This is a genomic window from Streptomyces lavendulae subsp. lavendulae, from assembly GCF_002803845.1.
Classification (GTDB): Bacteria; Actinomycetota; Actinomycetes; order Streptomycetales; family Streptomycetaceae; genus Streptomyces; species Streptomyces lavendulae.
On record NZ_CP024985.1, the window covers coordinates 3,833,364 to 3,850,243 of the forward strand.

At 73.4% G+C, this 16,880-nt stretch carries 15 protein-coding genes; 8 read left to right on the plus strand and 7 right to left on the minus strand.

The features are described 5' to 3' along the window. Positions 1-480: 480 nt before the first annotated feature. The gene (locus SLAV_RS16510; protein ID WP_030236469.1) at positions 481-1,563 is read left to right on the plus strand and encodes an alpha/beta fold hydrolase; all 1,083 of its coding nucleotides are present in this window, start codon (positions 481-483) and stop codon (positions 1,561-1,563) included. 16 nt (positions 1,564-1,579) lie between these two features. Here SLAV_RS16510 and SLAV_RS16515 read toward each other — a convergent pair whose 3' ends face one another. From SLAV_RS16515 to SLAV_RS16525, 3 genes are all read right to left on the minus strand, one after another. Then, the gene (locus tag SLAV_RS16515) at positions 1,580-1,996 is read right to left on the minus strand and encodes a PIN domain nuclease (protein ID WP_030236472.1); all 417 of its coding nucleotides are present in this window, start codon (positions 1,994-1,996) and stop codon (positions 1,580-1,582) included. Beyond that, positions 1,993-2,223 carry a type II toxin-antitoxin system VapB family antitoxin gene (locus SLAV_RS16520; protein WP_030236475.1) on the minus strand — a complete coding sequence of 77 codons (231 nt, stop codon included), beginning with the start codon at positions 2,221-2,223 and terminating at the stop codon, positions 1,993-1,995. Before SLAV_RS16520 ends, SLAV_RS16515 begins: the two co-directional genes overlap by 4 nt. Before the next feature lie 106 nt (positions 2,224-2,329). Next, the gene (locus SLAV_RS16525) at positions 2,330-3,550 is read right to left on the minus strand and encodes an amidohydrolase family protein (protein ID WP_030236479.1); all 1,221 of its coding nucleotides are present in this window, start codon (positions 3,548-3,550) and stop codon (positions 2,330-2,332) included. A gap of 155 nt (positions 3,551-3,705) precedes the next feature. Here SLAV_RS16525 and afsR point away from each other — a divergent pair, with 155 nt between their 5' ends. From afsR to SLAV_RS16540, 3 genes are all read left to right on the plus strand, one after another. After that, on the plus strand, positions 3,706-6,783 hold the full coding sequence (gene afsR / locus SLAV_RS16530; RefSeq protein WP_030236481.1) for an SARP-family global regulator AfsR: 3,078 nt from the start codon (positions 3,706-3,708) through the stop codon (positions 6,781-6,783). Positions 6,784-6,979: 196 nt separating this feature from the next. Continuing rightward, positions 6,980-7,180 carry a hypothetical protein gene (locus SLAV_RS16535; protein WP_030236484.1) on the plus strand — a complete coding sequence of 67 codons (201 nt, stop codon included), beginning with the start codon at positions 6,980-6,982 and terminating at the stop codon, positions 7,178-7,180. Positions 7,181-7,553: 373 nt separating this feature from the next. Then, positions 7,554-8,288, plus strand: coding sequence for a class I SAM-dependent methyltransferase (locus tag SLAV_RS16540; protein ID WP_030236487.1), 735 nt, complete (start codon positions 7,554-7,556; stop codon positions 8,286-8,288). Here the strand turns inward: SLAV_RS16540 and SLAV_RS16545 are convergent, their stop codons facing one another. Both SLAV_RS16545 and SLAV_RS16550 read right to left on the minus strand, forming a co-directional pair. After that, complete coding sequence (locus SLAV_RS16545; RefSeq protein ID WP_078950534.1) at positions 8,289-10,235, minus strand: sialidase family protein; 1,947 nt, start codon at positions 10,233-10,235, stop codon at positions 8,289-8,291. It abuts the gene before it with no gap. A gap of 107 nt (positions 10,236-10,342) precedes the next feature. Then, positions 10,343-12,178 carry a FadD3 family acyl-CoA ligase gene (locus SLAV_RS16550; RefSeq protein WP_234333796.1) on the minus strand — a complete coding sequence of 612 codons (1,836 nt, stop codon included), beginning with the start codon at positions 12,176-12,178 and terminating at the stop codon, positions 10,343-10,345. Between the two features lie 94 nt (positions 12,179-12,272). Here SLAV_RS16550 and SLAV_RS16555 point away from each other — a divergent pair, with 94 nt between their 5' ends. Genes SLAV_RS16555 through SLAV_RS16565 form a run of 3 tightly spaced genes read left to right on the plus strand, consistent with a single transcriptional unit; the run spans position 12,273 to position 14,660 of the window. Continuing rightward, a complete protein-coding gene (locus SLAV_RS16555; protein WP_030236493.1) occupies positions 12,273-13,424 on the plus strand; it encodes a lipid-transfer protein in 1,152 nt (383 codons plus the stop codon). Between the two features lie 10 nt (positions 13,425-13,434). Further along, on the plus strand, positions 13,435-13,887 hold the full coding sequence (locus tag SLAV_RS16560; protein ID WP_030236495.1) for a Zn-ribbon domain-containing OB-fold protein: 453 nt from the start codon (positions 13,435-13,437) through the stop codon (positions 13,885-13,887). After that, on the plus strand, positions 13,884-14,660 hold the full coding sequence (locus tag SLAV_RS16565; RefSeq protein WP_030236498.1) for an enoyl-CoA hydratase/isomerase family protein: 777 nt from the start codon (positions 13,884-13,886) through the stop codon (positions 14,658-14,660). The genes SLAV_RS16560 and SLAV_RS16565 overlap by 4 nt, the downstream gene beginning before the upstream one ends. Here the strand turns inward: SLAV_RS16565 and SLAV_RS16570 are convergent, their stop codons facing one another. Continuing rightward, positions 14,661-15,287 carry a hypothetical protein gene (locus SLAV_RS16570; protein WP_051841266.1) on the minus strand — a complete coding sequence of 209 codons (627 nt, stop codon included), beginning with the start codon at positions 15,285-15,287 and terminating at the stop codon, positions 14,661-14,663. Positions 15,288-15,557: 270 nt separating this feature from the next. Here SLAV_RS16570 and SLAV_RS16575 point away from each other — a divergent pair, with 270 nt between their 5' ends. Beyond that, positions 15,558-16,001, plus strand: a complete 444-nt coding sequence (locus SLAV_RS16575; protein WP_030236503.1) for an SRPBCC domain-containing protein — start codon at positions 15,558-15,560, stop codon at positions 15,999-16,001. An 11-nt stretch (positions 16,002-16,012) separates the two neighbouring features. On the opposite strand, the gene SLAV_RS16580 is transcribed toward SLAV_RS16575, so the two are convergent. Beyond that, a complete protein-coding gene (locus SLAV_RS16580; RefSeq protein ID WP_030236507.1) occupies positions 16,013-16,828 on the minus strand; it encodes a class I SAM-dependent methyltransferase in 816 nt (271 codons plus the stop codon). Positions 16,829-16,880 lie beyond the last annotated feature (52 nt).

The following is a 16,880-nucleotide window of genomic DNA, read 5'->3' on the forward strand; positions in this document are numbered from 1 at the left end:
ACGCCAAGCCGTGCGAAGCGCGTAGCGATCCGATGCGCCTGTCCGGCCCGTTGAACGCTCTGATCGCCGTGTCGGGCGGTCTGGGTCGCCCCGGGCCTGGGGCCGATGAAGTATCGGTCCGGCTTTGGGGGACTGGGCGGAGACGGCTCGCACATCTCTGGGACGCCCGCCCCTCCTCCTCTTCCCCCGTGACCGTTCTTTTGGGGGTTTCCCGGCAGTCTTTGGCATTCCGTGGCGGGACGGGCTGTCAAGGGTGGCCGAAGGCCATCGCGAAGCGACGCGACGAAGGAGCGCCCTTGACAGCCCGGCCCGACGCGGAAGGACGATGAGACTGACGGGAAACCCCCAAACCCTCCCTGACACGGACCAGGTCGAGTACCGCCGCTTCCCGCCCCCGCCCCGCCCCCAACCCCCTTTACAACCCCCCGCTTTCGCGTATGCTCCCCCTCGACGCCAAAACAGTATCCGGGGGAAACAGTAATGATCGGGATCATCGCCGCCGCCACCGCCGCCTCCTTCGCCGCGCCCGTCGCGGGGCTCTTCGCCCATCGGGCCGTGCGGCGGGCCGGACACGCGCGGCTGATGCGGATCGGGACGCCGAACGGCATCGACGAGCAGGGCCTCGTCCGGATCGGCGGGATTGAGCAGTGGATCTCGGTGCGCGGCGAGGACCGCGCCAACCCCGTCCTGCTGGAGATCCACGGCGGCCCGGGCGCGGCCAACTCCCCCTACGGGGCCCGCACCCGGTCCTGGGAGAAGCACTTCACCCTGGTGCGCTGGGACATGCGCGGCGCCGGGCTGACCTTCGCGCACGGCGGGCCGGAGGGCCAGGGGGAGATCACCTTCGAGCGGGTCTACGAGGACGCCGTCGAGGTCACCCGGCACGTCCTGGCGCGGCTGGGCGTGGAGCGGGTGGTGCTGATGCCGAACTCCTTCGGCACGGTCTTCGGCCTGCGGCTGGCCCGCAACCACCCCGAGCTGTACTCCGCGTACGTCGGCACCGACCAGAACATCCAGGAGGCGGGCCGGGACACCTCCGCCTACGACGCCACCCTGGAGCGACTGCGGACCGCGGGGAAGGCCAAGGACGTGGCCACGGTCGAAGCGATGGGGTGCGACCCCCGCCGGTGGACCCCGGCGCAGCGGTCCTCGTACGACAAGCTGTGTGCGGGCAGCGACCCGCTGACGCTGGACACGGTGAAGAAGGTGATCGTGGGCTCGCTGTGGCTGTCGCCGCTGTACTCGCTCGGGCGGGTGAAGGCCTACTTCAAGGGCCAGGGCTTCTCGGAGCCCCTCACCGAGGGGACGGGCGGCTTCGACGACTTCGCCGACGGGACCCGTTTCGAGGTGCCGTTCTTCGTCTTCCAGGGCGAGCGGGACGTGATCACGCCGGCCGCCCGCGCCCGGCTGTTCTTCGACGCGGTCGAGGCGCCGGTGAAGGCGTTCGAGCTGATCGGGGACGCGAGCCACTTCGCGGCGCTGCGCCGCCCGGAGCGGTTCCTGGAGCTGCTGCTCCAGCACGTCCGCCCGGTGGTGACGGCCGGGCGGAACGTCACGGCCTGAGCGGCCGACCCGCGGGTCAGTCCGCCGTGCCCGGGGGTACGACCCAGCGCGTCGGCTGGCCCGTGACCTTGGCGATCATGTCGTAGTCGCCGTCGTAGTGCAGCACGGTCGCCTCGTGGCGCTCCGCGGTCGCCGCGATGATCAGGTCCGGAAGGGACACCGCTTTCCAGTTGCCCGCCACGATGAGCTGCTCCTGGACCTCCAGGGCCCGGTCCCACGCCTCGTCCGGGGTCGAGAGCCACGCGAAGGCCCCCAGCCCCGCGCGGACCCGGTCGGCGTCCGACTTGGAGCGGGCGCTGTAGAGCACCTCCAGCTCCACCGCGCCGCACACGGCGAGTACACCTGCCGTGTGCAGCGGATTGACGACGGCGCGCACGGCCGGCTTGGGATAGCGCGCGAGGGCTGACTTGTCGATCAGGAAGTGCCTGGTCATGCCGCCCTGTCCTGGACGTGCCCACCCTCGGCCGCGAGCAGCTCGACCGGGCCCGTCAGGTCCGGCAGTCCACCCTCGGCGAGCCAGTTCAGGAACTCTTCCCTCTTGCGCCGGTTGACGGCGTCCCGAAGGGCCGCGTTGACGGTGGCGACCTTCGTCTTCGTTCCGAAGAGCTCGGCGGCCTCCGCCAGCAGGGCGTCGTCCACGTCGATCACGGTTCTGGCCATGGGAAACCTCCTCAGCGCGGCGCGACCCGCCCGGGCCACACTTAAACGATATCAAGATCACCGTCAAGAGATATCGTTTCTGCAGCCAAGGCAACGGCCCCCGCCCCTACGCCCCCGCCCAGAGCCCCTCCCCCGTGAGCCCCAGCAGGTCGATCGCGTTGCCGCGCACGATGCGTTCGACCACGTCCGGCGCCAGGTGGCCCATCTGGGACTCGCCCACCTCCCGGGACTTCGGCCAGGTGGAGTCCGAGTGGGGGTAGTCGGTCTCGTAGAGGACGTTGGCGACGCCGATGGCGTCCAGGTTCCGCAGGCCGAACGCGTCGTCGAAGAAGCAGCCGAAGACGTGCTCGGCGAAGAGCTCCGACGGCGGGCGGTGGACCTTGTCGGCGACGCCGCCCCAGCCCCGGTTCTCCTCCCAGACCACGTTCGCGCGTTCCAGGATGTACGGGATCCAGCCGATCTGGCCCTCCGCGTACATGATCCTCAGGTTCGGGAAGCGCTCGAACTTTCCGCTCATCAGCCAGTCGACCATCGAGAAGCAGCAGTTGGCGAAGGTGATGGTGGACCCCACGGCCGGCGGGGCGTCCGCCGAGGTGGAGGGCATCCGCGACGAGGAGCCGATGTGCATGGCGATGACCGTGCCGGTCTCGTCACAGGCCTGGAGGAAGGGGTCCCAGTCGTCGGTGTGGATCGACGGCAGCCCCAGGTGCGGCGGTATCTCGGAGAACGCGACCGCCCGGACCCCGCGCGCCGCGTTGCGGCGGACCTCGGCGGCGGCCAGGCGGGCGTCCCAGAGGGGGACGAGGGTGAGCGGGATGAGCCGGCCCCGCGCCTCGGGGCCGCACCACTCCTCCACCATCCAGTCGTTGTAGGCCCGTACCCCGAGGAGTCCGAGCTCGCGGTCCTTGGCCTCGGTGAAGGTCTGGCCGCAGAAGCGCGGGAAGGTGGGGAAGCACAGGGCGGACTGGACGTGGTTGACGTCCATGTCGGCGAGGCGGTCGGGAACCGAGAAGGAGCCCGGGCGCATCTGCTCGTAGGTGATGACTTCCAGTTTGATCTCGTCGCGGTCGTACCCGACCGCGGTGTCGAGGCGGGTGAGCGGCCGGTGCAGGTCCTCGTACACCCACCAGTCGCCGATCGGGCCGTCGTCCCCCTTGGCCCCCATCACGGGGGCGAACTTCCCGCCGAGGAAGGTCATTTCCTTGAGGGGGGCCCGGACGATCCGGGGCCCGGTGTCGCGGTACTTCGACGGGAGCCGGTCCCGCCAGACGTGAGGGGGCTCCACCGTGTGGTCGTCCACCGAGATGATCTTCGGGAAGGTCTCCATGCCCTCCACGGTAGCGTTGATCTGACGAACCGTCAGCTATCTGTCCCACACTCGCCGTTGTGACGAGGAGTGACCGCCTCCGCTGCGGGCTGACGTGTGCGTGCAAGACAGGGCAGACTGACCCTTAAACCGACGGAAGGCAGGGGGGACGACAGATGGACGGCATACCGGCCATCCCGCACCAGCGGAACCACCCCGAGGCAGCCCGGTCCCGGAACTCCGCAGACGCGCCCGCAGCCCCCGAGCCCCCGGCCCCTCCCGAGACCCCGGCCCAGGCCCCCGCGGCCCCGGCCGCCGCGGAGCCCCCGCACGCCCCGGGGGCCCCGGAGCCCTCCCCCGCCGACAACCGGTTCGCCGTCCTCGGCCCCATCCGGGCCTGGCGCGGCCCCGAGGCCCTGCCCTCCGGCAGCCCCCAGCAGCGCGCCCTGCTCGCCGTACTGCTGCTGCGCGACGGCCGCACCGCGACCGCCCCCGAGCTGATCGACGCCATCTGGGGCGAGGACCCGCCCCCGCAGGCCCTGGCCACCATCCGCACGTACGCCTCCCGGCTGCGCAAGGTGCTCCACCCCGGGCTGCTCGTCAGCGACGCCGGCGGCTACGCGATCCGGCTGCGCCACCAGGAGGCCCTCGACCTCGGCATCGCCCGCAGCCTCGCCGCCGACGCCGAGGCGGCCCGCTCCGCCGGCGACCGCGCCCTGGCCCGCACCCTCCTCGCCCGCGCCCTGGACCTCTGGGACGGCGAACCCCTCGCCGGGGTCCCCGGCCCGCACGCCGACACCGAGCGGACCCGGCTCGCCGAATGGCGCCTCCAGCTCCTGGAGACCCGCCTCGACCTGGACCTGGAGGTCGGCCACCACGCCGAGGCCGTCTCCGAGCTCACCGCCCTCACCGCCGCCCACCCGCTGCGCGAACGGCTCCGCGAGCTGCTGATGCTCGCCCTGTACCGCAGCGGCCGCCAGGCCGAGGCCCTCGCCGTGTACGCCGACACCCGCCGCCTCCTCGCCGACGAACTCGGCGTCGACCCTCGGCCCGAACTCTCCGCCCTCCAGCAGCGCATCCTGAACGCGGACGCCGAGCTCGCCCGCGCCGAGGCCCCCGTCACCACCGCCGCCCCCGCACCCGTAAGGCCCGCGCAATTGCCCGCCACCGTCCCGGACTTCACCGGCCGCGCCCCCTTCGTCAGCGAGCTCGGGGAGATCCTCGCCGGTGCGGAGGGCCAGGTCATGGCCGTCTCGGCGCTCGCGGGCATAGGCGGTGTCGGCAAGACCACCCTCGCCGTGCACGTCGCGCACGCCGCCCGGCCCCACTTCCCCGACGGCCAGCTCTACGCCGACCTCCAGGGCACCGACCCCCGCCCCGCGCAGCCCGAGGCCGTCCTCGGCTCCTTCCTGCGCGCCCTCGGCATCCCCGACAGCTCCATCCCCGATTCCGCCGCGGACCGGGCCGCCCTCTACCGCACGGTCCTCGACGGCCGCCGCGTCCTGGTGCTGCTCGACAACGCCCGCGACGCCGCCCAGGTCCGCCCGCTGCTGCCCGGCACCGCGGGCTGCGCCGCCCTCGTCACCAGCCGGGTCCGGATGTCGGGCCTCGCCGGGGCCCATCTCGTCGACCTCGACGTGATGAGCCCCGAGGAGGCCCTGCAGCTGTTCACCCGCATCGTCGGCGCCGAACGGGTCGGCGCCGAACGCCAGGCCGCCCTCGACGTCGTCGGCGCCTGCGGGTTCCTGCCGCTCGCCATCCGCATCGCCGCCTCCCGGCTGGCCGCCCGCCGCACCTGGACCGTCTCCGTCCTCGCCGCCAAACTCGCCGACGAACGCCGCCGCCTCGACGAGCTCCAGGCCGGAGACCTCGCCGTCAAGGCCACCTTCGAGCTGGGCTACGGCCAGCTGGAGCCCGCCCAGCAGCGCGCCTTCCGCCTCCTCGGCCTCGCCGACGGCCCCGACATCTCGCTCTGCGCCGCGGCCGCGGTCCTCGACCTGCCCGAGCACGACACCGAGGACCTCCTCGAAGCTTTAGTCGACTGCTCCCTGCTCGAATCGGCCGCGCCCGGCCGCTACCGCTTCCACGACCTCGTCCGCCTCTACGCGCGTGCCTGCGCCGAACGCGACGAGCAGCCCGCCCGGGGGCAGGACGCCGCCCTCGACCGGCTCCTCGACTTCTACCTCGCCACCGCCTCCCGGGTGTACGCCGTCGAGCGCCCCGGCGACCGGCTTCCGGCCCACCTCTCCCCCACCCGCCACCCCGGCCTGGTCCTGACCGAGCCCCGCGCCGCCCTGGACTGGCTGTTCGCCGAGGCCGACCCGCTGCTGGCCTGCGTACGGCAGGCGGCCGGGCGGCCCGCCGCGCTGCGCCGGGCCGTGGACCTGCTGTGGGCGGCCAAGGACCTCGCCGAGTCGGGCGCCAACTCCAAGCAGTACGAGTCCGCCGCCCTGACCCTGCGCGAGGCCGCGCGGTCGGCGAAGGACCCGCGGGCCGAGGGCCGCGCCCGAACCGCGCTCACCATGGTCCACCTCGTCGCGGGCCGCTTCACCGAGGGCGACGAGGAGGCCCGCCAGGCCATGGACCTGGCCCGCGAGGCCGGTGACCCGCTGCCCAGCTGCTGGGCGCCCAACGACCGCGGGATCATCGCCCTCTACCAGGGCCGCTACCGCGACGGCGAGCGCTACCTGCTGGAGGCCATCGAGAACTTCCGGGCCGACGCGAACTTCATCGGCGAGGCCAGCGCCCTGTGCAACCTCTCCCGGATCCACGTCGAACTGGGCCGCCTGCCCAGCGCCATCGACCTGGCGCAGCAGGGCATCGCCATCTACGACCGGATGGGCCTGACCCTGCGCCTGGCCAACGGCCGCTACGCGCTGGGCATCGCGCTGACCCAGGCCGGACGGCTGCGCGAGGCGCTGATCCAGCTCGGGGAGGCGCTGTCGCTGTTCCACGACAACCGCCAGCCGCTGTGGGAGGGCGTGACCCACTTCCGGCTCGCCGAGGCGCACCTGGCGGCCCGGCGGCCGACCCTGGCCGCCAAGCACGCCGAGCAGGCGATCGCGCTGCGCGGGATCGGCGGGGAGTGGCGCCGGGCGACGGTGCTGACGGTACTGGGCAAGGCGCTGCGGCGGCTGGGCCAGCCGGACCGGGCGCAGGCCTGCTGGCGGGACGCGGAGACGGTGTTCACGCAGCTGGGCTCGTCCGAACTGGCCGAGGTACAGGCTCTGTTGGCGGCGGAGCTGGCCGCCTGACGGGTGCCGGTCCGGGGCCGGGAACGGACCCGGGCCGGATGGACGGCCGCGTTCATCGTTCGTTTATCGCCACGCGCCACGATGGATCCATCGACTCGGCGCGTCGGGGGGACGCCCGGGCCGGCTGGAGGACCACCCGTTCGGCGGTCCGCGGGGGAATCGCCGAACGGGCCCGACTCATCCATCAGGAGATCCGATGACGACGAACGAGAACAGCCTGCCGCTCGACGGCGACATCAGACCGCTCGACAACCACGCTTCGGGCGTCGAGATCAATCCGCTGGATCCGCTCGACCCTCCGGCCCCGAAGCAGCCGGGCGAGAAGCCGCTCGACAACCACGCCTCGGGCGAGGACATCGTGACGATGGACAACCACGCGTCCGGCTCCCTCCCGTAACACCAGCGGCCTTCGGGCAGTACGGCACGACGTACGGGGGAGACGTACGGGGGAGACGTACGGGGGACCCGCGGGCGGGCGTACAGGGGGAACGTACGGGGGCCGCTCGCGGGAAGTACGGGGGAAGTACGGGGGAAGTACGGGGGAAGTACGGGGGAAGTACGGGGGGGGACGTACGGGGGATCCTCCCCCGGGGGAACGTACGGGGGACGTACGGGGGACCCACGGGGGAAGACGTACGGGGGATCTGCACGGGGGAACGGCGGCCGCGGTGGCCAGGAGGGGGACCACCGCGGCCGCCGCACGCCCATGTCCGGGCCGGGGCGTCCCTGAAACCGGTCCCCACCGGACCGCCGGTGACTACGCTGGCACCGTGTTCACCTCCCAGGGCCCGAGCCTGCGCGAACTGGCCGTCCAGGCCCTCTCCTCCGTCGAGCACGGCTACGACCTGCTCGCCCCGAAGTTCGACCGCACCCCGTTCCGCACCCCGGACCGGATGCTCGACGCCGTCGAGGAGACCCTCGCCCAGCGGGAGGGGTCCTTCTCCGACGGCCTCGACCTGTGCTGCGGCACCGGTGCGGGCCTGCCGATGCTGCGCCGCCTGTGCCGGGAGCGGGTCACGGGGGTCGACCTCAGCACGGGCATGCTCGCCGAGGCCGCGCGGCAGCACCCCGAGGGGGTGGACCTCCTGCGGGGCGACGCGCTGGCGCTGCCGGAGGCGCTCACGGACTCGTACGACCTGGCGGTGAGCTTCGGGGCCTTTGGGCACTTCCTGCCGGCCGAGCGGCCCGCCCTCTTCGCGAACGTGCACCGGGCGCTGCGGCCCGGCGGGGTCTTCGCCTTCCCCGTGGGCGCCCCGATCCCGCTCTCCTCGCCCCTGGGGTGGGCGGTGGCCGGGTTCGACGCGGCGATGCGGGTGCGCAACGCCGTGTGGCGGCCGCCCTTCGTCATGTACTACCGCACCTTCCCGCTGGGCCCCGTCCGCGCGGACCTGGCGGCAGCGGGCTTCGGCGTGGAGACGGTCCCGCTGGAGCACTTCGGGTACCGGGAGGACGGCAGCCCGCGCTGGCGGCTGCTGCTGGCCCGCAAGTCCGGCCCGGCCGGCTGATCACCGGATCCGGTCGAAGGCGAGCCGGACCCGCTCCTGGTCGGTGACGTCGCTGCCGTCGCGCAGCCGGGCCGTGTCGTTGCCGGACAGGGCCCGCCCGTAGATCCGTACGTCGTCCAGGGCGCCCGCGTAGAAGGCCTTGTAGTCGGGCTGCGTGCCGAGGTGGATCGTGAAGGCTCCGGTGGGCCGGAAGTCGGGCCGGCCGGGGCCCAGCGGCGCGGTGGCGGCCGGTCCGCCGTCCACGGCCAGTTCGAGGCGGTCGCCCCGGCGCTGGAAGACCACGTGGTGCCAGGCGTCGTCGTCGGTCCGCCGCGCGGCGGTGACGGAGACGGGCCCCGTCCCGTCGTTGACGGTGGCTTCGAGGCGGCCGGTCTCCGGGTCGGCCTCGATGCGGAACTGCTTGGCGGCCGGGCCCTGGCCGTAGGCCCACAGCAGCGGCTGGCGCAGGCCGCTCTCCCGGTCCTGGCCGCGGGTCTTGTACTTGACCCAGGTGGCGACGGCGAAGTCCCCGTCGCCCACGCGCAGTGCGTCGGGGCAGTCGGTCAGGCGCAGGAAGTCGTCCTTGCCGTCGAAGCGCATGGTCTTGCCGCCGTCGGGCCGGTTGCCGAGGCGGGGCGCGCCGTGGACGATGGCGTCGTGGTGGCCGGCGCTGGTGTCGGCGGTGCGCCGGGGGGTGAGGTCCTCCGCGGCGGCGCGCAGTTCCTGGGGGCCGAAGGCGGTGAACTTGATGTAGCCGTGCGGGGTGCCGTTGGCGGTCTCGTAGAGCATGCCGATCCGGCCGCCGGGCAGGACGGCCATGTCGGAGTAGCCGGCGCGTTCGCGCAGGACGACGGCGCCGTTGGCGGACCAGGTGCGTCCGCCGTCCTCGGAGGTGCGCACGGCCAGGGTCCAGCGGTCGGAGAACTCGGCGCCGGGGCGGCTGGGTGCCGACAGCAGGAGGGGGCCGCCGGGCAGTTGGAGGAGGGATCCGGAGGCGGGCGGCGCGATCAGGCCGGTGACGGGCTGGAAGCCGGGGGCGGGGAAGGCCGGGGCGGCGGCGTCGTCGACGAGGGCGGCGATGCGGTGGTCGTCGGTGCCGCAGGTTGCGGTGGAGCGGGCGTTGACGTAGATCCTGCCGTCGGGGAGCTGGGTGAGGGCGGGCTCGTTGGGGGCGGGGGTGCCCTCGGGGGCGCCCCAGCGGGCGCCGGCCTGCCAGGTGAGGCCGCCGTCGTCGCTGTAGAGGAGCTGGGCCCCCGATTCGTTGGACTCGGTGCGGTAGTCGGCGCCGACGACGAGCCGGCCGGGGCGGTCGGGGCGGGTGGGGGTGAGCTGGATGCCGTGCCCGGGGCCGACCGAGACCCAGGCCCAGTCGGCGCCCTTGAGCTGGGGCTGCGGGTTGGGTTCGGTGCTCCAGTGGACGCCGTCGTCGGTGCTGTGGGCCAGGCGCAGTTCGCGGGGGCCGCGGACGCGGTTGCCCGCGGCGTCGGGGGCCCAGGTGCTGTAGGCGTAGAGGAGGGAGATCCGGCCGGAGGCGGAGTCGACGACCGGGGCGGGGTTGCCGTAGGCGCCGGGGTCACCGGTGCCGCGGATGACCTCCATCGGGCCCCAGGTGCGGCCCTCGTCGGTGGAGCGCTTCATGACGAGGTCGATGTCGCCGATGTCGTTGCAACTCGCGGTGCGGGCCTCGGCGATGGCCAGCAGGGTGCCGTCCTTGGTGGTGGTGAGGGTGGGGATGCGGTAGCAGTCGTAGCCCTCGGTGAAGGCGTTGAAGGGCGCGGACACGGCGGCGGTCAGCCCGCGGCGTCCGCCGCCGCTGCCGTCGCCGTCCGGACCGTCCGGGGCGGCGGGCGGGTCGGGCAGGAGGGCCAGGAGCAGGACCACGGCAAGGGCGGCCGCGGCCCCGGCCACCGCCCACAGCCGGGCCCGGGCGCCTCCGGGGAATCGGACAACCGGCTGGTGCGAGCTCACCCGTGCAGGCTAACGCGGCCGGGACCAGCGCCGTTGCCCCGGGGACACCGGCCGCGCCGTTCTCCGTCACGGCCGGTTCACGGCAACGGCAGCCGAGTCGCCGTCTCCTACGCGGAACGGCGCCGGGACCTGAGCTCGGTCTTGAGGACCTTGCCGCTCGCATTGCGCGGGAGGTCCGCGACGAACTCCACCTCCCTCGGCACCTTGTAGTTGGCCATCTCCCGGCGGGACCAGGCGATCAGGTCGTCGGCGGTGAGGGTGGAGCCGGGGCGCCGCACGGCGTACGCCTTGCCGACCTCGCCGAGGCGGGGGTCGGGGACGCCGACGACGGCGACGTCGGCGACGTCCGGGTGCAGGCCGAGGAGCTGCTCGATCTCGGCGGGGTAGGCGTTGAAGCCGCCGACGATGAACATGTCCTTGATCCGGTCGGTGATGCGGAGGTTGCCGTCCGCGTCGAGGACGCCGACGTCGCCGGTGCGCAGCCAGCCGTCGGGGGTGATGGCGCCGGCGGTGGCGTCCGGGTCCTCGAAGTAGCCCCGCATCACGTGGTGTCCGCTGACCCAGATCTCGCCGGCGGTGCCGTCGGGCCGTGCGGTTCCGTCGGGGGCGGCGATCCGCAGGCGGGTGTCGGGGATGGCGCGTCCGGAGGTCTCCGAGACCACCTCGGCCGGGTCGCCGCGGCGGCACATGGTGACGATGCCGCTGGCCTCGGAGAGCCCGTAGGCGGTGAGCACGGTGGCGATGTGCAGTTCGGCGCGGAGCCGCTCGACGAGCTGGAGGGGGACGACCGCCGCCCCGGTGACGACCAGGCGCAGGGCCGACAGGTCGTGGTGGTCGCGCTGGGGGTGGTCGAGGAGGGACTGGTGGAGGGTGGGCGGCCCGGGGAGTACGGAGATCCGCTCGGCGGCGACGTTGGCGAGGACGGTGTCCACGTTGAAGACGGACTGCGGGACCATCGTGGCGCCGCGCATCAGGCAGGCGATGATCCCGGCCTTGTAGCCGAAGGTGTGGAAGAACGGGTTCACGATGAGGTAGCGGTCGCCCTCGCGCAGGCCGGCGAGTTCGCTCCAGACGGCGTAGCAGCGCAGGGTCTGGGCGTGGGTGATGACGGCGCCCTTGGGGCTGCCGGTGGTGCCGGAGGTGTAGATGATGTCGGAGGGGGCGTCGGACGGTATCGCCTCGGCGCGGGCGCGGACGGCCTCGGCGGGGACGGAGTCGCCGTCGGCGAGGAAGTCCTTCCAGGTGCGGAAGGACTCGGGGGCGTCGTCGGCGAGGACCACGACCTGTTCCAGGTGCGGCAGGCCGGGCAGGGGTCCGGTGCCGGGGCCTTCGGCGGCGGCGCGGCGCAGGGAGGCGACGTAGGAGGTGCCGAGGAAGGTGCCGGTGACGAAGAGCAGGCGGGCGCGGCTGCGCTGGAGCACGTAGGCGGCTTCGGCGCCCTTGAAGCGGGTGTTGAGGGGGACGAGCACCGCGCCCGCGCTGACGGCGCCGAGGGCGCAGACGATCCAGTCGAGGGTGTTGGGCGCCCAGACGGCGACGCGGTCGCCGGGTTCGACGCCGGCGGCGAGGCAGGCGGCGGCGGCGTGCTCGACCCGCTCGCCGAGCTGCCGGTAGTCGAGCCGCAGCCGCCCGTCGACGACGGCTTCCCGCTCACCGAAGCGGGCAGCGGCGTCCTGGACGAGCCCGGCGATGCTGCCCCACCGAAGATCCCCCCGGGGGTCGGGCACGTCGCCGCACCCCCCGGCCGCTGGTCCGGAACCGGCACCGGCGTCACCCGCGGCCGCGCCCCCGGCCGCCCCCGCGCCGGCGGCCGCCACTGCGGCTCCGGTCTCGCCCGTCACCGCGACCCCGGCCCCGGGTCCGGCCCCGACCCCGGCTTCAGCACCGGCACCGGCACCGGTTCCGCCCCGCCCGAACCCGTCCGCGTCCGCGACTTCGTTCATCGCCCGCCCCTCCCCGCGATCCCAGTAGCTGACTATCCGTCAGATTAGCTGTAGCCTTCGCGGCTGTCAGTACTGGCACACCCCGGAGGTGGCGATGGCGGCAACGCTCAAGGACGCTACGGCAATCGTCGGCATCGGCCAGACCGCCTTTGCCAAACAACTGCCCCAGTCCGAAAAGGAATTGGCCTGCCGCGCCATCCTCGCGGCGCTCGCCGACGCCGGCATCGCCCCCGCCGAGGTGGACGCCTTCGCCTCCTACACCATGGAGGAGACCGACGAGGTCGAGGTCGCCAAGGCGATAGGCGCCGGCGACGTCACCTTCTTCTCCAAGGTCGGCTACGGCGGCGGCGGCTCCTGCGCCACCGTCGGCCACCTCGCCGCCGCCGTCGCCACCGGCCAGGCCACCGTCGGCGTCGCCTGGCGCTCCCGCAAGCGCGGCTCCGGCCCCCGCCCCTGGAAGAACACCGCCGTCCAGCTCCCCACCCCCGGCCAGTGGACCCGCCCCTTCGGCCTGCTGCGCCCCGCCGACGAGATCGGCATGCTGGCCCGCCGCTACATGCACGAGTACGGCGCCACCCGCGACCACCTCTTCAACGTCGCGATGGCCTGCCGCAACCGGGCCAACGAGAACCCGGCCGCCATGATGTACGAGCGCCCGCTGACCCGCGAGATGTACATGACCTCCCGCATGATCAGCGACCCGCTCTGCCTCTTCGACAACTGCCTGGAGACGGACGGCGCCCTGGCCTGCGTGATCGTCTCCGCCGAGCGGGCCCGCGACTGCCGGCAGAAGCCCGTCTACGTGCACTCCGTCGCCCAGGGCCTGCCCGCCCAGCACCACGGGATGGTCAACTACTGGAACGACGACCCCCTCTCCGGCCCCGCCTGGACCGCCGCCCGCCACCTGTGGAAGCAGGCCGACTTCGGGCCGCAGGACGTGGACGTCGCCCAGATCTACGACGCCTTCACCCCCCTGATCCCGCTCTCCCTGGAGGGCTACGGCTTCTGCGGGCGCGGCGAGGGCGCGGCCTTCACCGAGGGCGGCGCCCTGGAGATGGGCGGCCGGCTCCCGATCAACACCGGCGGCGGCGGCCTCTCCGAGGCCTACGTGCACGGCTTCAACCTGATCAACGAGGGCGTCAAGCAGCTGCGCGGCATCTCCACCGCCCAGGTGCCGGACGCCGCGACCTGCCTGGTGACGGCGGGCGAGGGTGTCCCGACGTCCGCGATCCTGCTGCGAGCCTGAGGAGCCGACCATGACGACGACCGCGCCCGCCGACGGGCTGCTCCTGCCCGTCCCCGACGAGGACGGCGCCCCCTTCTGGGAGTACGCCGCCCGGGGCGAACTGCGGATCCAGGCCTGCGCCGCCTGTGGCCGCCTGCGGTTCCCGCCCCGCCCCTGCTGCCCGCACTGCCAGTCCTTCGAGAGCGAGTGGCGCCCGATGAGCGGGCGGGGCCGGATCTGGTCCTACGTACGGCCGCACCCCCCGCTGCTGCCCGCGTACGCCGCGCAGGCCCCGTACAACGTCATCCTCGTGGAGCTCGCCGAGGCCCCCCACATCCGGCTCGCCGGGAACCTGGTCACCTCCGCCGACGCCCCGCTGGACTCGGTGGACCCGGCCCGGCTGCGCATCGGGGCCAAGGTCCAGGTCGTCTTCGCCGAGACCGGCGGGGTGACCGTGCCGCGCTGGATCCTGGAGAAGGCGTGACGGTACGGGTGGAGCGGGAGAAGGAGGCCGGGGTCGCCGTCGTCACCCTGGACCGCGAGCACCGGCACAACGCCGTCGACCTCGACACCGCCGCCGAACTGAGCGCGGTGTGGCGGGAGTTCCGCTCGGACGAGGAGGTACGGGCGGTGGTGCTCACGGGCGCGGGGACGGCCGCGTTCTGCACCGGGATCGACCGCTCGGCGCGGGTTCCGCAGCCCGCCTCCCCGTACTCGGTGGACGACCCGCTGCTCACCATCGGGCCGAAGTCCTGCGACCTGTGGAAGCCGGTGATCGCCGCGGTCAACGGCATGGCCTGCGGCGGGGCCTTCTACCTGCTGGGCGAGGCGGAGTTCATCGTGTCCTCCACGGAGGCCACCTACTTCGACCCGCACACCTCCTACGGCATGGTCAGCGCCTACGAGGCCGTGTACATGGCGCAGCGCATGCCCTTCGGGGAGGTCGCCCGGATGTCCCTGATGGGCACGGCGGAACGGCTCTCCGCGCGGCGGGCCCACGAGATCGGCCTCGTCTCGGAGCTGGCGGAGCCGGGGGAACTGCTGGAGGCGGCGCTGCGGTCGGCGCGGACGCTGGCCGGGTTCCCGACGGAGGCCGTGCAGGGGACGGTACGGGCACTGTGGTCGGCGAAGCGGGCCGCGCTGGCGCAGGCCCTGGACCAGGCGCCGGCGCTGATCGCCCTGGGGAACCTGCCGCCGGAGCGGCAGCCCGAGCTCTTCGGGTCCCGGCGGGCGGGGGCGGGGTTCCGGCTGCGCTGATCAGGGGCGGGACGTGGCGGCGGCCTTGCCGGTGGCCTTCGGCCCGGGCTTCGGGGTGGACTTGGAGCCGGACCTGTCCGTGCCGGGCGCGGGGCTCGGCGTGGCGCCGGGGGTGGCGCTCGCGTCCGGGACCACGTGCACGGCGCTGATCCGGCACGCCGCCACGGCGTCGGCCCGGGCCCGGTTCTTCATGGCGATGACGGTCCTGCCGGTCCCGTGCGCCGGCAGGGCGATCCTGCCGGAGGTCGTCTCGATGACGGCGCCGCCCGCTTCCTCGCGGTACATGGACACCTCGAAGGTGGCGGCCCGGCCGAGGAGGGAGGTCACCTCGACGGTGGTGGACGGGTCGGTCACGTCACCGCAGGAGATCAGGGTGGTCGTGGCGGGGGGTCCGGTGGGCGAGGGCGAGGCGGCCGGGGTGGCGTCGGTGCCGCCGTAGCTCTTCTTGGTGGTCTTGCTGCTGCTCTTGCCGCTGCTCTTGGCCGTGCCGGAGCTCTTCGAGCTGGAGCAGCCGCCGCCGCTGCCGCTGCCGCTGCTCCCCCCATGGGTGGAGAACCCGGTCAGGCTCAGGACCACCACCGCGAGCACCGTGCCGAACCTGACGCGGCGTGCCGTTCCAGCCAGCATGACGTGGACCCTCCCCCTGAGACCGATGGCGGGTCACGCTATCAAGCCCGGCCCGCCCCGGTTCGAACGCCCGCCCGACGTATCGGCACACACCCACCCCACAACCGGAGCGCCCTTCTCCACTCTCTGCGCCACCAGCGAAGACGTACCCGAGAGGCACCTCCCCACCCCGGAAACCGTGGTTCCATCCCGGGACACCCGAACCCGGCGGCACCCGCACCACCCGCGTCCCTTCGGTGAGCACCGACCACCACGAGGAGCACGGCACCAGTGCGCACCATCGCCACCGAGATCACCATCGACGCGTCGCCCGAAGAGGTCTGGGCGACGCTGATCGACCTGCCCCGCTACTGCGTCTGGAACCCGTACATCCGCCAGGCCGTCGGCGAGGCCGTGCCCGGCACCCGGCTGGAGCTGATGGCGTACCCGGAGTCGGGGAAGCCGGCCACCTTCCGGCCGACCGTCCTGCTGGTCGCACGCAACGTCGAGTTCCGCTGGGCCCACCGCCTCCCGGTCCGCGGGCTCTTCGACCGCCTCCACTACTTCCGCCTCGCCGAGGGCCCGAACCGCACCACCCGCCTGGAACACGGCGAACGCTTCCGCGGCCTCCTCGTCCCCTTCCGCACCAAGACCCTGAACGCCACGGCCCGCAACCTCACAAGAATGAACGAGGCCCTCCGCACCCGCGTCGAATCGGCCCGCAGCACCCCGTAAAACGGCGACGGCTACGGCACCGTGGCCACGGCGAGCATGTGCGAGCTCGCGGCGAGCAGGTCGGGGTGGGGCTCGGCCAGACGCGCGGCGGTCAGGGCCGCGTCGAACAGCTTCGAGCCGGCCAGACCGTCCCCGCTGTGCTGTTCGGCCGCCTTCAGCGCGGCCCAGGCCGGGCCCTCGACGCCGTACACGACCGGCGTCCGGAGTCCGGCCTCGCGCATCTCCCCGTGCAGGCTCTCGCCGGTGTGGAAGTAGGCGCTGGTGAAGCCCTTGCGGCCCGCTTCGTGGATCCCGCTGACGAGGACGTCGGCGACGGCGTCCCGTACCGCGTCGATCGCCAGCCTGGTGGTGGCGACGTGCTCGAAGAGGGACGCGTAGCGGCCGATGGCGGCGGCCGCCACGGTCCCGCCCGGGCGGACGACGCGGGCGGCCTCGCGCAGTGCCCGGATCCGGTCGCCGTGGTCGATCAGGTGGTACAGCGGGCCCAGCACGAGCGCGACGTCGTAGGTGTCGTCATCGGCGGTCAGCGCACGGGCGTCGCCGATGACGCTGTGCAACCCTGCGGCCGTGGCCTCCTCGACGTGCCGCGGCACCGGGTCGACGAGGTCGACGGCGTACCCGTCCTCGACCAGCCACCGGGCGTGCGCGCCGGGGCCTGCCCCGATGTCGATGATCCGGGCTGGCGCGGCGGGGAGATGACGCCTCAGGAGTTCTTGGGTACGGACCATTTCGAGCACTCCGTCCGCACTGGTGCTCAGCCGGTCGGATTCGTCGATCGTCTCGCTGTAGAAGGCGATGATCTCTGGGCCAACGGAGTAGGGAGGCATGTCCCGATTCTCGACGCTGGCCGCAAGGTGCGGTACCCCCTAGCCTGACCGG